Here is a 24,042-nt window from a genome sequence, read left to right on the forward strand (position 1 = left end):
TCTGTACCTACGAGACCCACTCACGAGAGGCTGGCAGCATGCGGAAACTGATCTTCGGGATGAACGTGACCGTCGACGGCTACATCGCCGCGCCCGGAGACGACATCGGGTGGAGCGGGCAGCCGAGCGAGGAGCTCTTCCGGTTCTGGCTCGAGCAGGAACTGGCGATCGGCGTCTCCCTCTACGGGCGCAAGCTGTGGGAGGCGATGAGCTCCTACTGGCCGACCGGCGACCAGCAGCCCGGCGCCACCCCGGCGGAGATCACCTTCGCGCGCAACTGGCGGGACACGCCGAAGGTCGTGTTCTCCTCGACCGTCGACAAGGTCGACTGGAACACCCGCCTGGTCACCGGCGACGCGGTCGCCGAGATCACCCGGCTCAAGGCCGAGGACGGCGGCCCGATGAGCATCGGCGGTGCGACGCTCGCCGGGGCCGCCCTGCGAGCCGGGCTCGTCGACGAGTACACGATCGTCACCCATCCGGTCCTGGTCGGCGGCGGCACGCCGTTCTTCACCGCGCTGGACAGCTGGGTGAACCTGAACCTCGTCGAGACGCGGGCCTTTCCCGGCGGCGCGGTGCTGACCCGGTACGAGACGAGGCGATGAGCGTCCTGCCCCCGATCACAGGGTCGAGGGCAGGCCCAGCCACGGTTTGTCCGTGGCGTCGAACCCGGTGAGCTCGGCGATCTGCCCGTCGGCGACGTGCAGGACCGCGATGTTCAGCAGGCGGTACTCCGCGTCGCCGGCGGTGCGGACGTACAGCCCGGCCGCCGGCATGCGGTTGACCGTCGTGATGGTCCCGCGCCAGTCGTCGTAGCCAGGCTGGAAGAGCCCGCCCGAGACCCAGCCGTCCGCCGCGTCGCCGGCCCCTCTGACCACGGTGCCCGGATCGGGCAGCATCGCGAAGCGCAGGTCGGCGCGCAGCAGGGACATCAACGCGTCGAGGTCGTTGCGCTCGTGGGCGTCGATGTAGGACTTCACCACGCCGCGCTCGTCGTCCGACAGCTCGCGCGTCGCCGGGCTCCGCCAGTCGAGGCGGCGGCCCGGCAGCCGCTCCCGCATCGTCACCCGCGCCCGCTGCAGCGCGCTGGTCACCGACGCGACCGTCAGCTCGAGCGCGTCGGCCGCCTTCGGCGCCGGCCAGCCGAGGACGTCACGCAGGACGAACACCGCCCGCTGCCGCGGCGGCAGGTGCTGGACGGCGACGATGAACGCCAGCTCGATCGTCTCCCGCGCCACCACCGACTCCTGCGGGTCCTCGGGGAGCATCCGGTCGGGATAGGGCTGCAGGTACAGCAGCTCGGAGCCGGGTTCCGACAGCCCGGACGGCACCGGGGTCCGGTCGTCGCGCTTCTCCAGGAAGTCGAGGCAGGCGTTCGTCGCGATCCGGTACAGCCAGGTCCGCAGCGCGGCGTCGCCCTTGAACGACTCCCGCTTGTGCCACGCCCGCAGGAACGTCTCCTGCGTGACGTCCTGGGCGTCGTCGTAGTTGGCGAGCATCCGGTAGCAGTGCACCTGCAGCTCACGCCGGTGGCGCTCGGTGACCAGCGCGAAGCCCGCCGTGTCGCCGGAACGAGCGGCCGCGAGGAACGTGGCCTCGTCGGCACCCGGCGGTCTGGCGTCGGTCATGGACCGCATCCTTCCACCGGCGCCCGCGACTAGAGCCTGTTCCGTGCTCTTGCTCAGGTCTTCCCAACGGGTGAAGTCGCGCTGAAGGGCGTCCAGCTTGCCGCGGGCCACCTTCAGCGCGGCCGTGCCGAGGAGCAGGCGCAACGGCGGCTCGTCGGCTTCCAGCACGGTGACGATCGCTTCGGCGGCGCGGGCCGGGTCACCCGGCTGGCTGCCGTAGGTGGCCAGCGTCGCCGCACGGCGTCGGCCGGCCGTCTCGGCGTAGTCGTCGATGTGGTTCGGCGACTGCTTCATCGACGGGCCGGACCAGTTCGTGCGGAAGGCGCCGGGCTCCACAATGGTCACTCCGATGCCCAGCGGCGCGACTTCGGCGGCCAGCGACTCGGACAAGCCTTCCACGGCGAACTTCGTCGCGTGGTAGTAGCCGGTCGCGCCGAACCCGGCCAGGCCGCCGAGCGAAGAGATGTTGACCACGTGCCCGGCCCGCCGGGCGCGCAGGCCCGGCAGCACGGCCTTGGTCACCTCGGCGAGCCCGAAGACGTTGGTGTCGAACAGCGCGCGCACCTCGGCGTCGTCCCCTTCCTCGACGGCGGCCAGGTAGCCGTACCCGGCGTTGTTGACCAGGACGTCGATCCGGCCGAACGCCGCTTCGGCCCGCTCGACCGCTTCGGCGACCTGCGCGGGATCCGTGACGTCGAGGGGCAGCGCCACCGCCCGGTCGCCGTGGCGGGCGACCAGGTCGGCGACCGTCTCCGGGTCGCGGGCGGTGACGGCGGCGCGCCAGCCGCGGTCCAGGACGTGCGTCGCGAGGGCGCGGCCGAGGCCGGTGGAGCACCCGGTGATGAACCAGACGGGGGCGGCGGTGAGTGTCATGAGGACTCCTCGGTGTCGGTTTCCGCTTGCCCGGCCCACGTTCGCGCCGGGTGGCGGGGACTGCCAGCCGTCCCGTCTTCCTGGGACCGGCGGTACCAGGCAGCGCCGCCCCGGGCGGGGCACACTGGACGGCATGGTGGACACCGAGTTCGGGCAGGCGGTGCGGCGCTGGCGGGACCGGGTTTCGCCGGACGCCGTGGGCCTGCCCGCCGGCGGGCAGCGGCGCGCGGCCGGGCTGCGACGGGAGGAGCTGGCCCTGCTGGCCGGGATCTCGGTCGACTACGTCACGCGGCTCGAGCAGGGCCGGGCGTCCCACCCGTCGGTCCAGATCGTCGAGACCCTCGCCCGGGCTCTGCGGCTGTCCCGGATCGAGCGTGAGCACCTGTTCCACCTGGCCGAGCTGGCCCCGCCCGGGCCGGACACGGTGCCCGCCTACCTCACCCCGAGCGTCCAGCGCCTGCTCGACCGGCTGACCGGCACCCCCGTCGCCGTGTTCGACGCGTGCTGGACGCTGCTGGTCGCCAACCCGCCGTACGCGGCCCTGATGGGGGACCCGACCGGGTGGCGCGCGCACGAACGCAACGCCGTGTGGCGCAACCTGGTCGGGCCGGGCACCCGGGTCCGGCACACGCCGGACTCGCGGCGGGCGATGGAACACAGCCTGGTCGCCGACCTGCGGTCCGCCGCGGGCCGGTACCCCGCCGACCGGCAGCTGCGGCGGCTGGTCACCGAGCTGCGCGCGCACAGCGACCGGTTCGGCGAGCTCTGGGACTCGGGCGCGGTCGAGCACTACGAGAGCGCGCGCAAGACCGTCGACCACCCCGAGGTGGGGGCGCTGCTGCTGGACTGCGACATGCTCACCGTCGCGGGCAGCAACCAGCGGATCATGGTCTACACCGCCGAGCCCGGATCCGACGACGCCGAGCGCCTCGCGCTGCTGTCCGTGCTGGGCACCCAGGCGATCACGCCGGGCTGAGCACCCGCTACCGCTCGAGCGGGACCGCGATGCCCCCGCCGTAACGCCGCTGCTCGGCCTCGTCGAGCATCGCCGCCGCCACCGTCGCCCGGCTTACCCGCGCCGGGAAGAACCGCCGCGGCGCGGAAGCGAGCGGCACGGTGCGCCGGGCCGGGCTGAGCTCGCCGGTGGACAACGGACCGGCGTGGAAAACCGACCCGCCGGCGGCGCGCACGATCGTGTCCGCCGTGGTGCGGTCGTCCATCTCCTTCTTCATGAACGTCTTCAGCAGCCCGCGGGTGAAGGCGCCGGCCTGGGACGCCGACTCGCCGGTGCCGAAGGCCGCGAGCCAGACGATGAACTCGGGGTCGGCTTCGACGGCCGCCCGGGCTCCCGCGGTCAGCGCGCCGGGCGCGTCCTTGCCGCTGATCCCGAGTCCGGAAAGGACAACCCGTGCTCCTTTGAGCGCCCGGCCGATCGAGTCCGGGTCGAGGACGTCGCCGGCCACCCGGGTCACCGGCAGCGTGATCCGGTCCGGGTTGCGGGCGACGGCCGTGACACTGTGTCCGCGTTCCAGCGCCTGGCGCGTCAGTTCGGCCCCGGTGGCGCCACTGGCGCCGAGAATCGTGATTTCCATGGTCTTCCCCGGTCAGTTCACTGTGGACAGAACGCCGAGCGCGGCGGTGTGCAGCGCGGGCGGGGCGGCGAGGATGCCGGTGCTGCCGGGGTGCCACGGCGCGCCGGCGAGGTCGGTCACGGTCCCGCCGGCCTCGGTGATGAGCAGGGCGCCGGCGGCGACCCCGGGCAGCGTCGGCTCGTACTGCCAGAAGACGTCGGCGTGCCCGGCGGCCACGAGCAGCATCGGGAAGGTCGACGGCACGGTCGCGCGGACCAGGAGGGTGTTGCCCAGCATCGCCGTGATCGACTCGCCGATCCGGCGGTAGGTCTCGCTCTGGCCGGCTTCGGCCTGCCCGGTGGTGGCGACGGCGACACTGAGGTCGGTCTTGGCGGAGACGCTCAGGCGCCGCCCGTTCACGAACGCCCCGCCGCCGCGGACCGCGGTGTGCAGCACGTCGCCGACCGGCTGGTACACGGCCGCCAGCACCGGGACGCCGTCGCGGAGCAGGGTCGCGCTGACGCACCACTCCGGCAGCCCGTGCACGTGGTTGACGTTGCCCTCGACCGCGTCCACCGACCACCACTCCCCCGGCGGCAGCTCGGTGGTCTCCAGCTCTTCGGTCACCCAGTTCGCTTCGGGCCGGGCCCGCGCGAGGGCGGGCTGCAGGTCTTCGCCCGAGGCCTTTTCGTTCGCCTCGCCCGCGGCGACCAGCCCGGCCCAGTCGGCCGGACGCGCGTCGGTGGAGTAGCGGGCGCGCAGCCGGCGGCCGGCGGCTCGCACCGCTTCGACCGCACCCGCGAGCACGGCGGCGTCGTCGGTTCCGGTCTGCGGGAAAGGAGTGGTGGCGGTCATGGTGTGCCCCGTTCGTCGAAGGAAAAGCTGATGTCTTCGAAGGTAGGCAGAAAAGCCGTTGACTTCAAATGCATCTTTTGCACTTGATGATTTACCCAGACACACTTGAAGGTAGGATCCCCGGCATGCACCTGGACCTGAACCTCCTGACGGCGCTGGACGCGCTGCTGGAGGAGACCAGCGTGGCCGCGGCCGCGGACCGCCTGCACCTGTCGTCGCCCGCGATGAGCCGGACGCTCGGGCGGATCCGCAAAGTCACCGGCGACCAGATCCTGGTCCGGACCGGCCGCACGATGACCCCGACGCCGTACGCGCTCGAAATCCGCGCCCAGGTCCGGGACCTGGTGCAGCAGGCGGAAAGCGTGCTCGCGCCGGCGCGCGAGCCGGACCTCGCCGCGCTCGACCGCGTCTTCACCCTGATCTGCCACGACGCGATCAGCACCGCGCTGGGCCCCGGCCTGGTCACGGCGGTGCACCGCGAAGCGCCGAACGCGCGGGTGCGGCTGCTCGCGGAAGGCCGCGCGGAGACCCACGAGCTGCGCCGCGGCCAGGTCGACCTCGAGCTCGGCAGCGCGGCGCCGGAGTCCCCCGAGATCCACTCGGAGACGTTCTTCGAGGACCGGCTGGTGCTCGCCGTCGCCGCGGACCATCCCTTCGCCCGGCGGAAGCCGAGCATGCGCCGCTACGCCGAGGCGACCCACGTGCGGGTCACCCGGCACGGACAGCTCCGTGATCCGCTGGACGACGTCCTGGCCGAGCACGGGCTCGAACGCCGGATGGTCGCGACGACGCCGACGACCACGGCGGCGCTCGGGGTCGTCCGGCTCGGCGAGTTCGTCACGGTGGTGCCCGAGCGGATGTGCGGCGGGATGGTCGAGGCGCTGGGCCTGGTGACCGTGCCGCTGCCGCTGCCCGCGCCGCCGGCGCCGCTCGTGGTCCGCTGGCACCAGCGGTACGAAAACGACAAAGCGCACCGATGGCTGCGGAACCGGGTCCGGGCCGCGGTTCAGGAGCTCGGCTGACCGGCTTCCGCCAGCTGACGCGCGTGTTCCCGCGTCTCGTCGTTCATCGGGAAGAAGCACTCGATGCGCAGCTCCTGCAGGGTCACGTCCTGCGGGGTGCCGAGCGTCGTCACGGTCGAGAAGTAGTCGAACCGCCGGTCGCCGGACGCGTAGCGGATCGGCACGATCGGCAGCACCGGGACCGCCGCGTCGAGCGAGCGCAGTGACGACGGCACGCCCGGGTAGTCCAGCACCTCGTCGAGGACGCGCTGGGCGCGTTCGTCGGTGACACCGCCGAGCGCCTCCCGGCGCACGCGCCGGACGAGGGCCTCGGTGACCTCCGGCCAGTTCGTCACGTGCCGGCGGACGCCGTCCGGGTGGAACATCCGGCGCAGCACGTTCGCCGGGCCGGGCGCGGCCGCCGCCTGCCCGTCCTGGAGGTAGGCGAAGAACCGGCGGGCGGCGGTGTTGGTGTGCCGGATGTCCCAGCTCCGGTCCATCACCAGCGCGGGAAACGGCTCCTGCTGCGCGAGAATCGTGTCGAGCGCGTCGCGCACGGCGGCCAGCGAAGGTTCGTCCAATGCGGACTCCGGGTACTCGGGTGCGAACCCGGCCTTGAGCAGCAAGGTGTTGCGCTCGCGCAACGGCACGTCGAGCACCTCCGCGAGCTTGAGCACCATCGCCCGGCTGGGGTTCGCGCGCCCGGTTTCGAGGAAACACAGGTGCCGGATCGAGACGGCGGCCTCGGCGGCCAGAGCCAGCTGGCTCAGCCGCCGAGCGCTCCGCCAGTGCTTGAGCAACGGGCCGACGTCAGACACCGCTCAAGTATCCCGCGCGCCACGCGTGCGGCCGCACCGCCGCCTCCAACGGCGGCCCGGCGACGTTCGCCGCGTAGTTCGTCATCACCGAGATCGCCACGCCGGTGACCACCTCGAACAGCTGTTGCGTGGTGAAGCCCGCCGCCGTGAACGCCGCCACGGCCGCCTCGTCGAGGTGCCCGCGGTGCTCGATGAACGCGCGGGTCAGCGCCGACAACGCTGCCATCCGCGGGTCGTCCGGCCGCTCGCCGTGACGAATGGCCTCGACGACGGTCGGCTCGACGCCGTCGGCCAGCGCCTCCAACGTGTGGAACGCGACCGCCCACTCGCAGCCGTTCGCGACGGCGTTGGACAGCAGCAGGACCTGGCGCTCCGCGGGGGTGAAGGTGCCACCGCCCCGGAAGTGCCCGAACGCGGCGAAGAACGTGTTCAGCAACGCCGGGGAGTTCGCCATCAGGCCGGCCCCCTGCGGGACAAAACCGAACGCGTCCCGCAGGACCGTGAGCGGCTCCCTCGCGGCTTCGGGCGCGGTGTCGACAGTGTGGATCGGGTACTGGGTCATGGCGACGAGTCTGCGGCGGCCGCGGCGGCGAACCAATTCCCCCGGAGGTAAATGCTGCTGCATTCGGCGGCTGACATGTCTTGTGGACAACGTTGACAGTGGTGGTTCCGGCTCGGGCGTGGACGAGGAGTGCGCGTGTTCCGATCAAAGTCGTCGAAGACGCTGGTGGCCCTCTTGACGGGCCTGGTCACGATCACCGGAACCGCCGCCGCGAAGGCCCCGCCGGCCCCGCGCGCGGACCAGGCCGTCGTCCAGGACGGCCACGCGCGGTTCGAGGTCCTGACCCCGACGCTGATCCGGCTCGAGTACGCCGGTGACGACCGCTTCCAGGACCAGACCACCTTCACCGCCGTCAACCGGTCGCAGCCCGCCCCGGCCTACACGACCACCGTGACCGGCGGCGTCCGCGAGATCCGGACCGCGAACCTCACCCTGCGGTACCGGCAGAACAGCGGCCCGTTCACCCGGGACAACACGTCGGTGCAGCTCACCACGACGAACGTCACCGCGGCTCCCCTGTTCCCGTCCTACTGCGCTTTCGGCACCGCCTGCGAGGCCGAGAACGGCGTGCCGATCGGGTCGGCGTCGACCGCCTACGACCACGGCGGGTACACCGGTTCGGGTTTCCTCGCCGGGTTCGGCGCGACCGGGTCGGCCCTCGCCCAGGACGTCTCCGCGGTGCCGGCGGCCGGGCAGTACCGGCTCACCGTCCGGTACGCGAACGCGCAGGGCGGCGACGGCCAGAACACCACGCGCACCCTGTCGACCACCGTCAACGGCGCGCCCGGGCCGCGGTTCACCCTGTCGGCGACCGGGTCCTGGGACACCTGGGCGACCGCTTCGGTGACGATCCCCCTCAACGCCGGGACGAACTCGGTCCGCGTCGAGCGGAAGTCCGGCGACTCGGGCAACGTCAACGTCGACAGCGTCGCCGTCACCACGGCCACGGCGGGCTTTCCCGCCGCCGACACCTCGCTGCTGACCACGGCCTACGGCGCCGGCCCGAAGTCCGTGCTCGGCGGCTGGGACCGTTCGCTGGACAACCCCGAGGCCGTCCCGACACCCCAGCACCCCGGCCTGCTCGACCGCGACGGCTGGTACCTGCTCGACGACACCCGCGCGGCGCTGCTCAACGTTGACCGCACGGTCACCGACCGGCCCTCGCACGGCGCGCAGCCCTATCAGGACGGTTACTTCTTCGGCTACGGCAAGGACTTCAAGCAGGGCCTGGCCGACCTCAACTCGCTGACCGGCGGGACGGCGCTGCTCCCCCGGTCCGCCTACGGCGTCTGGTTCTCCCGCTACTTCGCCTACTCGGACAACGACTACCGCACGTCGCTGCTGCCGAAGTTCCGCTCGACGTTCACCCCGATCGACTGGCTGGTCGTCGACACCGACTGGAAGTCGCCGTCGCAGTGGAACGGCTGGAACTGGAACACCGGGCTCTTCCCGGACCCACCGGGCTTCCTGAACTGGACCAAACAGCAGAACCTGGCCGTGTCGTTGAACATCCACACGTCCATCGCGGGCAACGACCCGCGGTTCGCGGCGGCGAACACCACGGCGGGCGGGCTGCTTCCCGACGGCGGGAACTACGTCTGGGACTGGTCGAACCCGGCCCACCTGCGGTCGTACTTCGACCTGCACAAGCCGTTCGACGCCCAGGGGGTCCGGACGTGGTGGCTGGACTACTGCTCCGGCTGCGGCCGCTCGACGGCGTCGGACCCGGGGATCGCGCCGGACAACTTCATCAACCAGGCCTACGCCGACCACGCGGCGGCGCAGGGCCTGCGCGGGTTCTCCTTCGGCCGCATCGGCGGCGCGGAGCAGGGCGGCATCCACAGCAGTTACCCGCTCGGCCCGTGGTCGGAGCGGCGCAACACCCTTCAGTTCACCGGCGACACGCCGCTGAGCTGGGACATGCTCGCCTACGAAGCCCGCTTCACGCCGGACGAGGCCGCCGCCGGGCTCAGCAACGTCAGCCACGACATCGGCAGCTTCCACGGCGGTCACCTGCCCGACGAGCTCTACGCGCGGTGGCTGCAGCTCGGGACGTTCCAGCCGGTCGACCGGCTGCACTCCGACCACGGCGACCGGCTGCCGTGGGACTACCCCGGCGCGGCCGGCGACAGCGCGGAGAAGTTCCTGCGGCTGCGCGAATCGCTGGTGCCCTACACCTATACGCTCGCCGAACAGGCGAACCAGACCGGCGTGCCGATCACCCGGCCGCTCTACCTGAACTACCCGGACCAGGACGCGGCCTACACCCATCCGCAGGAGTACCTCTACGGTGACAACGTCCTGGTCGCGCCGATCACCGCGGCCGGCGGCTCGGTCTCGGCGTGGATCCCGCCGGGCACCTGGACCGACTACTTCACCGGCACTGTCTACACGGGACCGTCGACCGCGACGATCACCAAGCCGCTGTCGGAGATGCCGGTGCTCGTGAAAGCCGGCGGCATCGTCCCGCTGCGCACCAACTACGTCGACAACACGACCGCGCCGCTCGACCAGCTCACGCTCACCGTGACGGCCGGCGCCGACGGCAGCTTCTCGCTCTACGACGACGCCGGTGAAGGCTCCGCGGCGTCGACGACCACCCGGTTCGGCTGGCAGGACGCGGCGAAGACCCTGACCGTCGACCCGTCGTCCGGCCCGGCCCGCGCCTACACGCTCCGGCTGGCCAACTCCGCCGCACCCACCGCGGTGTCGGTCGACGGCCAGCGGCTGCCCGAGACGGCGTGGGCGTACAACGCCCATTCCCGCACGGTCACGGTGACCACGGCGAGCCTGCCGTCGAACGCCCGGCACACGGTCACCCTGACCGGCAGCGCGGCCGACAATCCCCTGGCGGGCCAGGTGAACGGCCGCGACGGGCTCTGCCTGGCCGTCCACAACGGACAGACGGCCGACGGCACACCGCTGGAGCTGGCCGCGTGTGACCACTCGGCGGGCCAGCAGTTCACCCCGCCGACCGCGGGCGCGGTGCACGTCCTCGGCAAGTGCCTCGACGTCGCTGGCGGCTCGACGGCCGCGGGCACGCCGGTCCAGCTCTACACGTGCAACGGCACGGCCGCGCAGGCGTGGCGCCTGACCACCGCGGGCACGCTGGTCAACTCCGGCCGCTGCCTGGCGGCCGGGGACGGGCTGCGCCTGGCCGACTGCGCCGGGACCGCGGACCAGACGTGGCGCTTCCCCCCGGCGCCGGTCACCGGCCCGGCCGGGCTGTGCGCCGACGTCGTCGACGGCTATCCCGCGTCCGGCTCGGCGGTGCAGCTCTACGGGTGCAACGGCACCGACGCGCAGCGCTGGTCCGCACCGGGTGACACTTCACTGCGGACGCTGGGAAAGTGCCTCGACGTCGTCAACGGCGCGACCGCGAACAACACACCCGTGCAGCTGTGGGACTGCAACGGAACCGCGGCGCAGCAGTGGGTTTCGGGGACGGACGGGTCGTTGCGCACCGTGAGCTCGGGCCGCTGCCTCGACGACCCGGACAACGCGGGCCGCGCGGGTGACCGGCTGAGGATCCACGACTGCAACGCGACGGCGGCGCAGCGGTTCGGCTTGGGGACGTGACGAGCGTCCGGAGCTAAGATCGACTTCGGGCGCGCCTCGCCAGGGCTGTACACCGCCCGGGCCGGCGACACCCGGATCGGCGTGTTGTGGCCGGCCCGGCGTCCTCACGGCAAATCGGCCAGGTCGAGCACGAACCGGTAGCGGACGTCGTTACGCCGCAACCGGTCGAACGCCTCGTTCACCCGAGCCGACGGCAGCACTTCGACGTCGGCGGTCACGCCGTGCTCGGCGCAGAATGCCAGCATCGCCGCCGTCGAAGGGCGGCCGCCGCTGCCGGCGGACGTGAGCTTCTTGCGTCCCACCACCAGGTCCATCGTCCGGACGGTCACCGGGCCGAGGTGGCCGACCTGGCTGAGCGTGCCGTCCATCGCGACGAGTCCCAGGTAAGGACCGAGGTCGTGGGGCGCTGAAATCGTGTCGATGACGACGTCGAAGCGGTCGCGCGCGGCGGTCATCTCATCCGCGTCGATGGAGACGACCACGTCCCCGGCCCCCAGCCGGCTGGCGTCGGCGGTCTTGTCCGCCGAGCGGCTGATGACCGCCGTCTCGGCGCCGAGCGCGACGGCGAACTTGACCGCGAGGTGCCCGAGCCCACCCAGCCCGGCGACCGCGACCCGCGTGCCCGGACCCACGCCGAGGCTGCGCAACGGTTCCCAGACGGTGATCCCGGCGCAGAGCAGCGGCGCCGCGGCCGCCGGGTCGAGGCCCGCCGGGAGACGGTAGGCGAAACGGTCACGGACGACGTACTCGCGCGAGTACGCGCCCGCCGTCGTCGAGCCGTCGACACGGTCGGTGCCGCCGTAGGTCAGGGTCGGGAAGTCGCGGCAGAAGTTCTCCTGCCCGGCTTCGCACATCACGCACACCCCGCACGAGTCGACGATGTTGCCGACGGCGACCGGGTCGCCGGCCGCGAACGTCGTGACCGCCGGCCCGACCTCCGTCACCACGCCGGTGAACTCGTGGCCCGGCACGAGCAAGCCGCCGGTGTGGGCGCCGACGGAATGGAGGTCGGTGTGGCAGACGCCGCAGTAGTCCACGCGGACCGCGATGTCGTCGCCTCGCAGGTCGCGCCGGTCGAGACGCACCTGCCGTAGCGTTTTCGCGTCGCCGTCCACTCCCCAGGCCGTGCTTGTCCTCATGCCGCTCCTTCAAACAGACTGTTCGGTCTATTCCACGGTAGCCACGCCCGGACCGAAAAGCAAACCGACTGTTCTGTTTGGTAAGCTGCCGGCATGGTCGACCGGCCCCTGACGTCCCGCGGCACCGCCACCCGTGACCGCATCCTCGAGGTGGCGACCCGCGAGTTCGCGGACCACGGCATCGCCGGGGCACGCGTCGAGCGGATCGTGAGCGCCGCGCGCACCAACAAGGCGCAGCTCTACGCCTACTTCGGCAGCAAAGACGGGCTCTTCGACGCCATCTTCTTCGCCTCGCTCGAGCGGATCATGAACGTCGTCCCGATCGACGCCACCGACCTAGCGGACTGGGCCGTGCGCCTCTACGACGAGTACCTGCGCCGCCCCGACCTGATCCGGCTGGCCACCTGGGCCCGCCTGGAACGGCGCCCGGCCGGGCACCTGGTCGCGGACGCCGACCGGGTCGACGACCACAAGCTGCGCGCGATCGCCGAGGCCCAGGCCGCCGGTCTGGTGCGGCCCGGCGACCCGTTCGACGTGATGGCGATGGTCATCGCGATGTCGATGGCGTGGTCGCCGGTCAGCAACGTCTACGCCGCGACCGCCGACGAGCCGGCCGACCACCACGACGGGCGCCGCGCGTGGTTGCGCGAGACCGTCCGGCGCGCGGTGATGACGGACTAGACCTCGATGTGCGACCCCATGATGACCGTGCGGTCGCGGGGCAGGCCGAAGTACTCCGCGGCGTCCGCGGTGATGTACGACGTCGCGATGAACAAACGCTTGCGCCAGCCCGCCATCGTCGGCTGCTTGCCGCGTTGCAGCTCGATCTTCGACAGGAAGTACGACGCCTCGTCCAGCCGCAGCCGGCCTTCGGTGACCGCCGGGTCGAGGCGCGCCAGCGCGCCCGGGACGTCCGGGGTCTCCATGTAGCCGTAGCGGGCGGTGACGAAGATGATCCCGTCGTCCTTGTGCCCGAGATCCGCCACCGTCACGCGCTCTTCGGGTGGCACACGCGGGATCGGCTCGGTCTCGAGCGAGAGGATCACGACGTGCTCGTGGCGCACGTGGTTGTGCTCGGCGTTGGCACGCAGGGCCAGCGGCGCCGTCCGGTTGCCCCGGTTGAGGAACACGGCCGTGCCGGGGACGTGCTGGATCGGCAGGTCGCGGTCGCGCAGCTCCTCGACGAACTCCGTCAGCGAGCCTTCGTCCCGTTCGCGTTCGGCGGTGACGATCTGCCGGCCGCGCTGCCAGGTGGTCATGATCGTGAACGCGGTGAGCCCGATCAGCAGCGGCAGCCACGCGCCGTGCACGAGCTTGGTCAGGTTGGCGCCGACGAAGAGCAGGTCGACGGTCAGCAGCACGGTCGCGCCGATGCCGATCAGCCAGCGCGGGGTCCCCCACTTCGACCCGGCGAGGTAGAAGAACAGCAGGGTGGTGATGGTGATCGTGCCGGTGACCGCCATGCCGAAGGCGAACGCCAGCGCCGTCGAGCTGCGGAAGGCGAACACGAGCGTCAGCACCGAAACCAGGAGGAGCCAGTTGATCCACGGGACGTAGATCTGCCCGCGTTCGGTCTCCGACGTGTGCGCGATCCGCAGCCGCGGCAGGTACCCGAGCTGGGCGGCCTGCGACGCGACCGAGTACGCCCCGGTGATCACCGCCTGGGAGGCGATCACGGTCGCGGCGGTGGCCAGCACGACCATCGGCAGCCGGCCCCACTCCGGCACGAGCAGGAAGAACGGGCTGCTGATGTTCGCCTGGTCCTCGAGGATCAGCGCGCCTTGGCCGAGGTAGCTGAGCGCGCACGCGGGGAGCACCAGGAAGAGCCAGCCGCGGGTGATCGCCCGCCGGCCGAAGTGGCCCATGTCGGCGTACAGCGCTTCGGCGCCGGTGACCGCGAGCACGATGGCGGCGAGGGCGAAGAACGCGATGTCGAAGTGGCCCACCAGGAACTCGAGCGCGTAGGTCGGCGAGAGCGCCTTGAGGATCGCCGGGTTCCCGGTGATCCCGGCGATGCCGCAGCCGCCGATCACGACGAACCAGGCGATCATCACCGGCCCGAACACCCGGCCGACCGCGGCGGTCCCGCGCCGCTGCACGAGGAACAGCCCGATGATGATGACGGCGGTGATCGGCACGATCCAGGCGTCGAGCCCGTCCGAAACGACTTTCAGCCCTTCGACCGCGGAGAGCACGGAGATCGCGGGGGTGATCATGCTGTCGCCGAAGAACAGCGCGGCGCCGAAGATGCCGACACCGGCCAGGACGACGGCGGCGCGCTTGCCGCGTTGCGCGCCCCAGCGCCGCAGCAGCGTGATGAGGGCCATGATGCCGCCCTCGCCGTTGTTGTCGGCGCGCATCGCGAGCAGCACGTAGGTGACGGTCACGATGATCATGACCGACCAGAAGATCAGCGACACCACCCCGAAGACGTTCTGCGTGGTCACCGGCACCGGGTGCGGGTCGGCCGGGTTGAAGACGGTCTGCAGGGTGTAGATCGGGCTCGTGCCGATGTCGCCGAAGACGACCCCGAGCGCGCCGATCACCAGCACCGGCCGCACCGTGTCCCGCACCGGCTTGGTTTCCGCGCGCACCGCTCCCCCTTCGACCCGGGCGACCGGCGGGCCGGCCCGCGGCGGACCCTACCGGTCCACTGTGGCCGGACGGGGCAGCTCCGGCGCGACAGAGCGGGTGTCGAGGGGGAATTTACGAAATTTTTGCGCCGTCCGGGTGAAGCGGCCGGCCGCCCGTCAGTGCCCCAGCAGGCGCGCGCTCTCCTCGGCGCGGCGCAACGCCGTCAGCAGCGCGGCCCGGCCGGTGTGGTCGATGTCCTCGGTCAGCGCGTCCGTCGCGGCTTCGCCACCCAAGCGGAGCTTGTCGACCAGGCCCCGGTGCACCGCCGCCAGGCTCGCGGCGTCGAAGTCCGGCCGGACGAACGTGAGCAGCAGCCGCACTTCGTCCTCGCAGCGGCGGTAGCCGTCCAGGACGTGCTGGTTGCCGGCGGCCGCGACGATCGCCCGGTGGACCGCGCTGTGCACGCCGGTCAGCTCCCGCCACGACGGCCGCGGGGTGCGCGCGGCCAGCGCTTCGAGCCGCTCGACCTCGGTGACCACCGGGGTCAGGTCCGCGCCCGCGGCCAGCGCCAGGCGCAACGCGCCGAGCTCGAGCACCTTGCGGTAGTCGAAGACCTCGTCGATGCGGGCCCGGGTCAGCGGCGCGACGACCGCGCCACGGTGGCGTTCGTGGGCCACCAGGCCGCGCTCGACCAGCAGCCGCAACGCCGAGCGGACCGTGTGCCTGCCGACGTCGAACCGCTCCGCCAGGTCCTCCTCGCGGAAGCGGGTGCCGACCGGGTGCGCCCCGTCGAGCAGCTCGTCACGCACCGCCGCGGCGATCCGCTCCGGAGCGGCGGGCACCACCATAACTCCCCCTCGTCTCGCTGATCGCGTCACAGTACTCCGGCAGATTGTGTCACAATCTTCGTGTACGCTCTGAGACACGGACCGACGATGAGGGGCGCGCATGGAGATCGACGGAGTCCGGGTGCACGGCGAGTCCGGCCCACCGGTCATCCTCCTGCCCGGCGGCGCCGAGGCCTGCGACGGCTTCTTCCCGGGCCTGGTCGAAGGACTCTCCGCGCGAGTGGTCGTGCACGACCGCCCGGGCACCGGAACGTCCACTGTGGACGGATCACTGGCCGGCGCCGCGGCCCACCTCAGCTCGCTCGTCGACCGCCTCGGCCACGGCCCGGCCGTGCTGGTCGGGCAGAGCCTCGGCGGCGCCGTCGCGGTGCTGCTCGCCCGCGACCACCCGGACCAGGTCGCCGGGCTCGTCCTGCTCGACCCGACGCCGATCAACGACGCCCGCACCTGCGCGGGCCTGGAGCGCATGACGCGCGTGCTCGGGGCGCTCGCGGCCGTGCCCGGGCTGCGCCGGGTGCTGACCGCGGCCGTCCGCTCCGCCGCCCTGCGGACCGCACGCGGCCGTGAGCTGCGGCCCGACTGCGCGGAAGCGCTCGCCCGCACCGCCGAGCTCGACATCCCGACACTGGCCCGCGCGGTCCGCGGCATCACCGAACTCTCGCGCGGCGTAAGGGAAGCCGACCTCCCGCGCCTTCCGGCCGTGGTGGTGACCGCCGACCGCAAGCCGGACCACGCCGTCCGCCGCGCCCACGAACGGCTCGCCGCCGCGTTCGGCGGGAACCTGGTGAACTGGCCGGGCTCCACGCACAGCGTCCACCTCGACCACCCCGACGAGGTCCTCACCACGGTGCGGGAGCTGGTCACCCGCGTCGGTTCCGCGAGCTGAGCGCCCGATGCGGATCACCGACGAGGACTACCTCTGGTTCTGCGGGCGCGCCCTCGACGGGCTGGCCGCGATCCTCACCGAGCTCGGCGACGAGCTCGCCAACCGGCGGCCACCGCTGCCGGGAGCCAACACGCCGTACGCGATCGTCACGCATTGCCTCGGAGTACTGGACTTCTGGGCCGGCGCGCTGGTCGCGGGACGTTCGGTGGAACGCGACCGGGAGGCCGAGTTCACGGCGTCGGGCCCGGTCGCCGGGCTGCTCGACCGGGTCGCCGCCGCGAAGGCGCAGCTCCCGCTGGACGTGGCCGCCGCTTCACCTGACGAACCGCTTCGCGGCCCGGTGCCGGTCAAGTACCGCGACACGCCGGCGGGCCGTTCCCAAGGCGGCGCGTTGCAGCACGTGTACGAGGAGCTGGCCCAGCACCACGGCCAGCTCGAGCTGACCCGGGACGTGCTCCTCGGCCTCTGAAAGTCAGTCCCGGGGCCGCAGGCCGGACACCGGGGTGTGCACCGTCCCGGCCACCACGGCGTCCGGCGAGCGGTCGCCGATCAGGCCGCCGACGCGATGGACGCCCTGCGCGCCCAGCGTTACGGCCACTGGGCCCTCGAAGTCGACGACCTCGACGCGACGTACAGCCGCTTGACCGGCGCGGGCGCGCAAGCGGTGTGGCCGCCGGCCGACGCCGTCCAGCCGGGCGCGCGGTTCGGCTACGTCAAGGACCCGGAAGGCAACCTCATCGAGCCGGTCCAGCCTGCGCCCCGGCTTCGGCGCGGAGGGCGGCGACCATCGTGCGCACCGGCGTGGTGCCGTCGACCGCGGGGCGGGTGGCGGCCAGGACGTGCCGGACGGGCTCGGCCGGGTGCGCCAGCCGCCGCACGACGACGCCGGTGTGGAGCACGCCGAGCGCCAGCGCGGGGATCAGCGCCAGCCCGAGCCCGGCGGCCACGAACCCTTGCGCGGGCCAGTATTCGTCCGCCTCGATCGCCCGGTGCGGCTCGAAGCCGGCCGTCTCGAAGGCCGCCGTGGTGGCCTCGCGGCAACAGCCGATCTCACACCTGATGTCGATCCACGGTTCGGCGGCGGTGTCGGCGAGCGTGACGGTGCGCTTGGCGGCGAGCCGGTGGCCGCGGGGCAGGACGATCCGGAACGGGTCGGCGCACAGCCGGTGGTAGGTCAGCCCGCCGTCCGGCTCGGGGAAGTCGTGGGCTTCGATCACGGCCAGGTCCAGCTCACCCTGGCGCAGGAGCCCGAGCGCGTGCTCGGTCTCGGCGCTGCGGAGGCTGATCTCCAGGCCGGGCAGCTCGGCTCGGATCCGCGCGAGCGCGGGCGGCACGAGCTCAGCCCCGGCGGTGGCGAACGACGCGAGCCGCAGCACGCCCAGCTCCCCCGAGGTCAACGCGGCGAGCGCCGCTTCGGCCTCGGCGAGCTGGTCCAGGAGACCGCCGGCGTGCCGCGCGAGCAGCTCCCCGGCCGCCGTGGGCCGCACGCCCCGGCCCGCGGGCTCGAGCAACGCCGTGCCGGTCCGGCGTTCCAGCGCGGTGATGTGCTGGCTGATCGCCGACGGCGTGTAGCCGAGCCGCGCGGCCGCGCCGCGGACCGACCCCGTGGCCACCACGGCGTGCAGGGCCCGCAGGTGCCGCATGTCCAGCATGCGGGGAGCGTACAGCGCGGCTTAACGGTCCGGTAGGAACATTCGCTTGTGCTGCACCGACCGGCGCGCGACCGTGGGCGTCGGCGGGCAGGGCGCTCGCCGACGTGGCAGAAGGAGCTTCCGGGAATGCCCACGCAGCAGACGCTGATCGCGTTCGCACTCGTCTCGGCGGGCATCGTGCTCGTGCCGGGCCCGTCGAACTTCTTCCTGCTCGCGCAGGGCGTCGGGCACGGCCGCCGGGCCGCGCTGGCCGCCGCCGCGGGGATCGAAACGGCGTCGCTCGTCCGGGTCCTGCTGGCCGCGACCGGCCTGTCCGCGCTGGTGGCGACGTCCGCGGTGGCGTTCGACGTCGTCCGCTGGGCCGGCGCCGGGTACCTGGTGCTGCTTGGCGTCCAGGCTTGGCGCGCGAGCCCGCTCACCGCGTCCGGCACGGCGGTCGCCGGGTCGATCCGCCGGGGGCTGGTCGTCGGGCTGGCGAACCCCAAGATGATGGTCTTCTTCCTGGCGTTCCTGCCGCAGTTCATCCACCCGGACCGCGGTTCGGCGGCGGGCCAGATCCTGGTCCTGGGCGCGGTGTTCTGGGTCCTCGGAGCGGCCTGGGACCTGGCGTTCGCGTGTGCGTCGGGCGCGATCGGCGGGTGGCTGCGACGCCGGCCCCGGATCGGCGCCGCGCAACCCCGGTTCGAGGGCTTGGCCTACTTCGGCTTGGCCGGCTGGGCGGCGCTCACCGGCTCCCCGGCGTGCTGAGTCTCCGGCAGCGCGAAGAGGGTGTGCTGGCCGGGGTCGTCGGGCTCACCGCCGAGGCGGAGGCACTTGCGGCAGCTGACCGGGTCGTGGGTCGGGGTGATCTCGCCCGCCGCGCCGACTCCCGACCAGCCCTGGTGACACGCGGGCGCCGGCAGGGTCAGCTCGTCCAGCCAGGGCACCCACGCGACCCGGTGGGCGATGCCCGACCGGCCGATGTGCAGGCGCATGCCGGTGAAGAGGCGGTGCTGCGCGGCCGCGAACCGCTCCGTGTCGACCCGGGTGACCGGGAACAGCGGGATCGGTTCGCTCACCCCTCCAGTATGCGTGCGCGGTGGCCGGCCGGTCGGGGGGCGTGCCGCCCGGCCACCGCAACACCCGACATGAGGGCTCCCCGCCGCCGGAATGACGGCCGGGTGCCCGCATTCACCGGACCGGGTGACGGTACTCGAGCCAGTCGAGGTTGATCCGGCCCGTGTCCCCTGGCGCGTACGCGAGCGTGACCACCGGGTCCAGGCCGGTCAGAGGCAGGTCGCCGACGGTCACCGTGCCCCAGGTGTCCCAGCTGTCGGACACCTTCGGGAAGCTCACCTGCCGCACGGGCTGCCCGTCGACCGACAGCGTCATCGTGCGTGCGTCGCCGTTGGCGTTCGCGTACCGCAGGGTCAGCGCGCCGGACTCCGGACCGGCCGACGCGCGGTGCAGCGTGAACGACGAGGACGCGCCCTCGGCCCAGAGCCCGTCGACGAACGCCCGCCCGGAGTAGCCCGTGTGGTTGTCGTTCGTCTTCACCCCGCCGGTGTTGCGGGCGTCTTCGGCTTCGAGGTGGGCGGGCGCGGGGCAGCCGGCGACGGTGCCCGCGGTGTCGGCGCAGCGGTCGCTCGCGTCGGGCACCTGGTCGCCGTCGCGGTCACCGCCCGCCGCGCCGGTGAGGGTGAGCTCGAGGGTGTGTGCGCCCTTGAGCGTTGCCGGGATCTCGGCGCGGGACGGCCGGCCGTCGAGCGTCACCGAGCGGACCCTGGTGCCCGCGCCGCGCAGGGTGATCGTCAGGTCGGCGTCGCGGTAATGCAGGTTCCGCAGCGTGACGTCGCCCCAGCCCGCGGGCAGGTCCGGTGCGAGCGTCAGGCCGCGGTCGGTGAACGTCAGGCCGAACAGACCGCTGTGGATCATGTCGAGGAACGCCGTCGCCGACCAGGTCTGGTCGGGTTGGGAGCCCCAATGGAACTTCACCGTGTCGCCGAGGCGCTGCCAGCCGCCGTCCACCACCCCGGTGACGCCGTTGTAGATCTCCCAGAATCCGCTGTTGTTGTTCGCCAGTTTCGCCAGACGTGCTGTTTCCGATGCGAAGGAGCTCTGGTCTCCTTGCTTGGCCAGCGCTTTTGCCCACAGGCCTTGGACCAGCGGCCAGACGATCGCGTTGTGCCGGCCGGGCTGCGTGTCGGAGTAACGGTCCCAGTTCGGGTACGTGTCGGGGATGCCCCAGGACATTTCCCGGGTGTGCGTGAGGATTGACCGCGTCTGGGTGGGGTCTGCCACGCCGAAGAGGATCGCGAAAGACAGTCCGGTGCCCTCCTGGTAAGCGCCTCGGGTGCCGTCCGCGAGCAGCTGGTAGTCGTACAGGCCGGTGTCGCGGTTCCAGAAGTTGCGGTTGATGGCGGTCTTCAGCGCGGCCGCCTTGGTCCGGTAGGCGGTGGCTTCGCTCCGCTGTCCCAGCTGGCCGGCCATGTTTGCCGCGTTCACGTATGCCGCGTAATAGACCTCGTTCGTGCTCAGGTACATGCCGGTTGCCACTCCCGGCCAGGGCATGCTGCCGGTGCTGACCGACTCCGTCGCGTCTGCGGGCGGTGCGGGGTAGCCCGCGATTCCGTCGTTGAAGAACGATGCTCCGGTGAACAGGCCGTACTTCGGGTTGAACCCCGCTGTGGTGGCGTGTTCGCGGATGGCGAGGGTGTTCCCCGCGGTGCGGTATGCGTTGTCGAGGAACTCGCGGTCGCCGGTCACCAGGTAGTGGTTCCAGGCCGCCGTTACCCAGATGACCTGGTCCCACTGTTGGTCGTCCTGTTGGACCTGCAGGGCGCCGGTGGTGTCCTTGTCCACTACCGCCCAGAGGGTGTTTCGGGCCGTCCGTGGGGACAGGAGGCTTGTTGCGTTCCAGCTGTTGATCGACGCGTCTCGGGTCCACGGCTGGTTGTACCCGCCGCCTGCTCGGACTACGCCGGCCGTCGGGTCCAGCAGGCCGGATTTGTTGTACGTGGCGTTGTAGGCCATCGTGTTCGTGGTCAGGAGGTTGTTCAGGGCGGTGTTGTACGCCGTGGTGAACAACGCTTCGCTGGTGGGGTTCGTGAACTCCAGGGACGGTGTGGTGGGCTCCGCTTTCGCCGGCGCCGCGGCGACTACCGTCGTGGACAAGGCTAGGAGGACGAGCGCTATTCGCCGACTCATGCCGAGGGCCTCTCCCGGCTCCGGGAGGCTTCCGGGGCCGGAGATCATTGCACCATGCGATTCGGGGTGTAGTCGGGATTCTGTCCGGTTGTGTCAGTCGCGTCTTCTCTTACTTTTGGACGATGATCACGTGGAGGGTTCTTGGGCCGTGGACGCCTTCCACCCTGGTCAGCTCTATGTCGCTTGTTGCGCTTGGGCCGCTGATCCAGGTCTGGGGGCGTCCTGGGTCCAGTGCCGCTATCGCTTGGGTCACTCCTGGCACTATTCGGTCCTCCTCCAGTACGCACACGTGCCTGTCCGGGAGCAGGGTCAATGCTCTTCTGCCCTGGCCGGGGCCGTGTTCCAGCACCAACGTTCCTGTTGTTGCTATGCCCAACGTTGCTGTGGTTACGACCGCGTCGAACGTGTCCAGGTCCGTGGTGCCCGCTACCTTGATCGGAAAACCCTCTGGGACCATCACCTTGCTTGCCGGGCCCAGCGCCGTGCGGATTGCCTCCGGGAGTTCGGGCGTTGTGCAGCGGGTCACCGTTGCGCGGTAGTCCGCTACCCGCTCGGCGAACAGGTTCACGATGTCCGGCGTCGTGGTCGATCGGTAGGCGCGCGAGACCGGGGTCTCCGTGCGGTCCGCTTCTCGCAGTGCTCCGCGGACCGCGGCCAGGATTTCCTCGCGTGCGTTCACGATCGGCCTCCCTTTCGCCACCACGAGCGGAACGACTCCTCGGGTGGTGCGGGCAGGTCGCGGGCGTTGGTCCACAGGGAGCCCGGCCACGGGAGGCGGCCTACGGCTCGGCGGCCGCCCGGGAGCACTCGGCGCCCGAAGCGGGTCAGGAGCGAGTGTGCGATGCCCAGGCCGCGCTCGGCTCTGGTCAGACGTCGGGCGTCCGACAGCACCCATGCCGCCGACTTCATCGCCACCGCTTCGGGTTTCGGGACGCCTTCGCGATGGGCGTCGACCACCTTTGCGCGTAGGTGGACCAGGACCTCGGGGATGTCGATGCGGACCGGGCACGCTTCGAAGCACGCGCCGCAGAGGCTTGACGCGTACGGGAGGGAATCCGTCTGGTCGTCGACGCCGACGCCCTTGAGCAGCGGGTTGAGGATCGCTCCGATCGGGCCCGGGTAGACCGATCCATACGCGTGGCCGCCCGTGCGCTCGTACACCGGGCAGACGTTCAAGCACGCCGAACAGCGGATGCAGCGCAGCGCCTGGCGGCCCACCTCGTCGGCCAGGGCTCGGGTGCGGCCGTTGTCCAGCAGCACCACGTGCATCTCCTGCGGGCCGTCGCCCGGTGTTGTCCCTGACCACGTTGATGTGTACGGGTTCATCCGCTCGCCCGTGCTCGACCTCGGGAGCAGCTGGAGGAACACGTCGAGGTCGGCCCACGTCGGCACCAGCTTCTCGATGCCGACCACCGAGACCAGCACCTCCGGCAGTGTCAGGCACATGCGGCCGTTGCCCTCGGACTCGACGACCACGAGCGTTCCGGTCTCGGCCACCGCGAAGTTCGCGCCGGACACCGCCATGCGGGCCCGGAGGAACTTCTCCCTCAGGTGCAGCCTCGCCGCCGCCGCCAAGTCTGCGGGGTCGTCCGAGAGGCCGGCCGGCGCGGGGCGGCCCGCGCCGGCCATGCCGGTGCGGAAGATCTCGCGGATCTCCGCTCGGTTGCGGTGGATCGCCGGGACCAGGATGTGGCTCGGGAGGTCGTCGCCGAGCTGGACGATCAGCTCCGCCAGGTCGGTCTCCCACGCCGTCACGCCTCGCTCGGCGAGCGCCTCGTTGAGGCCGATCTCCTGGGTGGCCATCGACTTGACCTTCACGACCTCCTCAACGCCGTGGGTGTGCGCGATCTTAGCGACGATCTCGCACGCCTCCGCCGCGTCGCGTGCCCAGTGCACCGTCGCGCCGCGGGCCTGCAGGGACTCCTCCAGCTTCAGCAGGTGCTCGTCGAGGCGGCGCAGCGTGTTGTCTTTGATCGCCGCGCCGGCCAGGCGCAGCTCCTCCCACTCTTCGACCTCACCGACGACCGCCGCGCGCTTGGCGCGGATCGTGCCGGTGGCGTGGGCGAGGTTGCGGCGCAGCTGGGTGTCGGCAAGTGCTTTCCGCGCCGCTTCGGGAAAGGCGGGCATGCCGACGAACGTGGCGCTCACGCGTCCTCCTCGGTCGAGGCGAGCACGTCGGCCAGGTGCATCACCCGGACGCCGCCGCGTTCGCGCGAGAGCAAGCCGCCGATGTGCAGCAGGCACGAGTTGTCCCCCGCCACCAGCACTTCGGCGCCGGTGGCGCGGACGTGCCGGGCCTTGTCCGCGCCCATCGCCGTCGACGTCTCGGCGTTCTTCACCGCGAACGTGCCGCCGAAACCGCAGCACTCGTCGGCCGCGGGCAGCTCGACGAGGTCCAGCCCGCGCACGTTCCGCAGCAGCCGCAGGGGTTTGTCGCCGACGCCGAGCATCCGCAGCGAGTGGCAGGTCGGGTGGTAGGTGACGCGGTGCGGGAAGTAGGCGTCGACGTCGGTCACCCCGAGGACGTCGACGAGGAACTCACTCAGCTCGTAGACCCGCGGCCCGGCCGCCGCCAGCCGCTCATCACCAGCACGGCGCGCGACGATCGAATGCTGGTGCCGCACCGAACCGGCGCACGAGCCGGACGGCGTGACGATCGTGTCGTACCCCTCGAAGGCGTCGACGAAGGTCCGCACCACCGGCACGGCTTCGTCGAGGTAGCCGGTGTTGACCATCGGCTGGGCGCAACAGGTCTGCGCGGCGGGGAAGTCGGCGTCGACCCCGAGCCGGCGCAGCAACCGGAACACGGCCTTGCCGGTGTCCGGGAAGAGGGCGTCGTTGACGCACATGACCAGCACGGCGACCTTCAC

The 24,042-nt window shown here is 71.9% G+C and carries 23 protein-coding genes and 2 pseudogenes; 9 read left to right on the forward strand and 16 right to left on the reverse strand.

Going from position 1 to position 24,042, the window contains the following annotated elements:
- The first annotated feature begins 38 nt into the window (after positions 1-38).
- Positions 39-605, forward strand: a complete 567-nt coding sequence (locus ACZ61C_RS41100; RefSeq protein ID WP_465313358.1) for a dihydrofolate reductase family protein — start codon at positions 39-41, stop codon at positions 603-605.
- 15 nt (positions 606-620) lie between these two features.
- Here the strand turns inward: ACZ61C_RS41100 and ACZ61C_RS41105 are convergent, their stop codons facing one another.
- Both ACZ61C_RS41105 and ACZ61C_RS41110 read right to left on the reverse strand, forming a co-directional pair.
- Positions 621-1,637: an RNA polymerase subunit sigma-70 gene (locus tag ACZ61C_RS41105; protein ID WP_465313468.1), complete on the reverse strand. Its 1,017-nt coding sequence runs from the start codon at positions 1,635-1,637 to the stop codon at positions 621-623.
- 30 nt (positions 1,638-1,667) lie between these two features.
- A pseudogene (locus ACZ61C_RS41110) lies at positions 1,668-2,501 on the reverse strand (oxidoreductase); the annotation flags it as partial.
- 133 nt (positions 2,502-2,634) lie between these two features.
- Between ACZ61C_RS41110 and ACZ61C_RS41115 the strand changes: the two are divergent.
- Positions 2,635-3,477 carry a helix-turn-helix transcriptional regulator gene (locus ACZ61C_RS41115; protein WP_465313359.1) on the forward strand — a complete coding sequence of 281 codons (843 nt, stop codon included), beginning with the start codon at positions 2,635-2,637 and terminating at the stop codon, positions 3,475-3,477.
- Between the two features lie 7 nt (positions 3,478-3,484).
- On the opposite strand, the gene ACZ61C_RS41120 is transcribed toward ACZ61C_RS41115, so the two are convergent.
- A complete protein-coding gene (locus ACZ61C_RS41120; protein WP_465313360.1) occupies positions 3,485-4,093 on the reverse strand; it encodes an NAD(P)-dependent oxidoreductase in 609 nt (202 codons plus the stop codon).
- Positions 4,094-4,105: 12 nt separating this feature from the next.
- Positions 4,106-4,927 carry an inositol monophosphatase family protein gene (locus ACZ61C_RS41125; protein ID WP_465313361.1) on the reverse strand — a complete coding sequence of 274 codons (822 nt, stop codon included), beginning with the start codon at positions 4,925-4,927 and terminating at the stop codon, positions 4,106-4,108.
- Between the two features lie 125 nt (positions 4,928-5,052).
- Between ACZ61C_RS41125 and ACZ61C_RS41130 the strand changes: the two genes are divergently transcribed.
- Positions 5,053-5,949, forward strand: a complete 897-nt coding sequence (locus tag ACZ61C_RS41130; RefSeq protein WP_465313362.1) for a LysR family transcriptional regulator — start codon at positions 5,053-5,055, stop codon at positions 5,947-5,949.
- Here ACZ61C_RS41130 and ACZ61C_RS41135 read toward each other — a convergent pair.
- Both ACZ61C_RS41135 and ACZ61C_RS41140 read right to left on the reverse strand, forming a co-directional pair.
- A complete protein-coding gene (locus ACZ61C_RS41135; RefSeq protein ID WP_465313363.1) occupies positions 5,934-6,746 on the reverse strand; it encodes a helix-turn-helix domain-containing protein in 813 nt (270 codons plus the stop codon). The genes ACZ61C_RS41130 and ACZ61C_RS41135 overlap by 16 nt on opposite strands.
- Positions 6,739-7,308 carry a carboxymuconolactone decarboxylase family protein gene (locus ACZ61C_RS41140; RefSeq protein ID WP_465313364.1) on the reverse strand — a complete coding sequence of 190 codons (570 nt, stop codon included), beginning with the start codon at positions 7,306-7,308 and terminating at the stop codon, positions 6,739-6,741. Before ACZ61C_RS41140 ends, ACZ61C_RS41135 begins: the two co-directional genes overlap by 8 nt.
- Before the next feature lie 135 nt (positions 7,309-7,443).
- Here ACZ61C_RS41140 and ACZ61C_RS41145 point away from each other — a divergent pair, with 135 nt between their 5' ends.
- Positions 7,444-10,887 (forward strand): ricin-type beta-trefoil lectin domain protein, encoded by a 3,444-nt coding sequence (locus ACZ61C_RS41145; protein ID WP_465313365.1) that lies wholly within the window; start codon positions 7,444-7,446, stop codon positions 10,885-10,887.
- Between the two features lie 104 nt (positions 10,888-10,991).
- Here ACZ61C_RS41145 and ACZ61C_RS41150 read toward each other — a convergent pair whose 3' ends face one another.
- Positions 10,992-12,026, reverse strand: coding sequence for an NAD(P)-dependent alcohol dehydrogenase (locus ACZ61C_RS41150; RefSeq protein ID WP_465313366.1), 1,035 nt, complete (start codon positions 12,024-12,026; stop codon positions 10,992-10,994).
- A gap of 93 nt (positions 12,027-12,119) precedes the next feature.
- Here ACZ61C_RS41150 and ACZ61C_RS41155 point away from each other — a divergent pair, with 93 nt between their 5' ends.
- Positions 12,120-12,707, forward strand: coding sequence for a TetR/AcrR family transcriptional regulator (locus ACZ61C_RS41155; protein WP_465313367.1), 588 nt, complete (start codon positions 12,120-12,122; stop codon positions 12,705-12,707).
- Here the strand turns inward: ACZ61C_RS41155 and ACZ61C_RS41160 are convergent.
- Together ACZ61C_RS41160 and ACZ61C_RS41165 are read right to left on the reverse strand one after the other, a co-directional pair.
- Positions 12,704-14,620 carry a potassium transporter Kup gene (locus ACZ61C_RS41160; protein ID WP_465313368.1) on the reverse strand — a complete coding sequence of 639 codons (1,917 nt, stop codon included), beginning with the start codon at positions 14,618-14,620 and terminating at the stop codon, positions 12,704-12,706. The genes ACZ61C_RS41155 and ACZ61C_RS41160 overlap by 4 nt on opposite strands.
- Positions 14,621-14,776: 156 nt before the next feature.
- Complete coding sequence (locus ACZ61C_RS41165) at positions 14,777-15,448, reverse strand: GntR family transcriptional regulator (RefSeq protein WP_465313369.1); 672 nt, start codon at positions 15,446-15,448, stop codon at positions 14,777-14,779.
- Between the two features lie 100 nt (positions 15,449-15,548).
- On the opposite strand from ACZ61C_RS41165, the gene ACZ61C_RS41170 reads away from it, so the two are divergent.
- Together ACZ61C_RS41170 and ACZ61C_RS41175 are read left to right on the forward strand one after the other, a co-directional pair.
- Positions 15,549-16,334, forward strand: a complete 786-nt coding sequence (locus tag ACZ61C_RS41170) for an alpha/beta fold hydrolase (RefSeq protein ID WP_465313370.1) — start codon at positions 15,549-15,551, stop codon at positions 16,332-16,334.
- 7 nt (positions 16,335-16,341) lie between these two features.
- Positions 16,342-16,803 carry a mycothiol transferase gene (locus ACZ61C_RS41175; RefSeq protein ID WP_465313371.1) on the forward strand — a complete coding sequence of 154 codons (462 nt, stop codon included), beginning with the start codon at positions 16,342-16,344 and terminating at the stop codon, positions 16,801-16,803.
- A 3-nt stretch (positions 16,804-16,806) separates the two neighbouring features.
- Here the strand turns inward: ACZ61C_RS41175 and ACZ61C_RS41180 are convergent, their stop codons facing one another.
- The gene (locus tag ACZ61C_RS41180; protein ID WP_465313372.1) at positions 16,807-16,932 is read right to left on the reverse strand and encodes a hypothetical protein; all 126 of its coding nucleotides are present in this window, start codon (positions 16,930-16,932) and stop codon (positions 16,807-16,809) included.
- On the opposite strand from ACZ61C_RS41180, the pseudogene ACZ61C_RS41185 reads away from it, so the two are divergent.
- A pseudogene (locus tag ACZ61C_RS41185) lies at positions 16,900-17,016 on the forward strand (VOC family protein); the annotation flags it as partial. The gene ACZ61C_RS41180 and the pseudogene ACZ61C_RS41185 sit on opposite strands and share 33 nt — an antisense overlap.
- 52 nt (positions 17,017-17,068) lie before the next feature.
- Here ACZ61C_RS41185 and ACZ61C_RS41190 read toward each other — a convergent pair.
- The gene (locus ACZ61C_RS41190; protein WP_465313373.1) at positions 17,069-17,986 is read right to left on the reverse strand and encodes a LysR family transcriptional regulator; all 918 of its coding nucleotides are present in this window, start codon (positions 17,984-17,986) and stop codon (positions 17,069-17,071) included.
- Between the two features lie 126 nt (positions 17,987-18,112).
- Here ACZ61C_RS41190 and ACZ61C_RS41195 point away from each other — a divergent pair, with 126 nt between their 5' ends.
- A complete protein-coding gene (locus tag ACZ61C_RS41195; RefSeq protein ID WP_465313374.1) occupies positions 18,113-18,733 on the forward strand; it encodes a LysE family translocator in 621 nt (206 codons plus the stop codon).
- Here the strand turns inward: ACZ61C_RS41195 and ACZ61C_RS41200 are convergent.
- From ACZ61C_RS41200 to ACZ61C_RS41220, 5 genes are all read right to left on the reverse strand, one after another.
- Positions 18,682-19,044 carry a hypothetical protein gene (locus ACZ61C_RS41200; protein WP_465313375.1) on the reverse strand — a complete coding sequence of 121 codons (363 nt, stop codon included), beginning with the start codon at positions 19,042-19,044 and terminating at the stop codon, positions 18,682-18,684. The two genes, ACZ61C_RS41195 and ACZ61C_RS41200, sit on opposite strands and share 52 nt — an antisense overlap.
- A gap of 112 nt (positions 19,045-19,156) precedes the next feature.
- Positions 19,157-21,139 carry an MGH1-like glycoside hydrolase domain-containing protein gene (locus ACZ61C_RS41205; protein WP_465313376.1) on the reverse strand — a complete coding sequence of 661 codons (1,983 nt, stop codon included), beginning with the start codon at positions 21,137-21,139 and terminating at the stop codon, positions 19,157-19,159.
- A 142-nt stretch (positions 21,140-21,281) separates the two neighbouring features.
- On the reverse strand, positions 21,282-21,851 hold the full coding sequence (locus ACZ61C_RS41210) for a LutC/YkgG family protein (protein ID WP_465313377.1): 570 nt from the start codon (positions 21,849-21,851) through the stop codon (positions 21,282-21,284).
- Positions 21,848-23,299 (reverse strand): lactate utilization protein B, encoded by a 1,452-nt coding sequence (locus ACZ61C_RS41215; RefSeq protein WP_465313469.1) that lies wholly within the window; start codon positions 23,297-23,299, stop codon positions 21,848-21,850. The genes ACZ61C_RS41210 and ACZ61C_RS41215 overlap by 4 nt, the downstream gene beginning before the upstream one ends.
- A 17-nt stretch (positions 23,300-23,316) precedes the next feature.
- Complete coding sequence (locus ACZ61C_RS41220; RefSeq protein ID WP_465313378.1) at positions 23,317-24,042, reverse strand: (Fe-S)-binding protein; 726 nt, start codon at positions 24,040-24,042, stop codon at positions 23,317-23,319.

This window comes from Amycolatopsis sp. NPDC104587 (assembly GCF_055583645.1).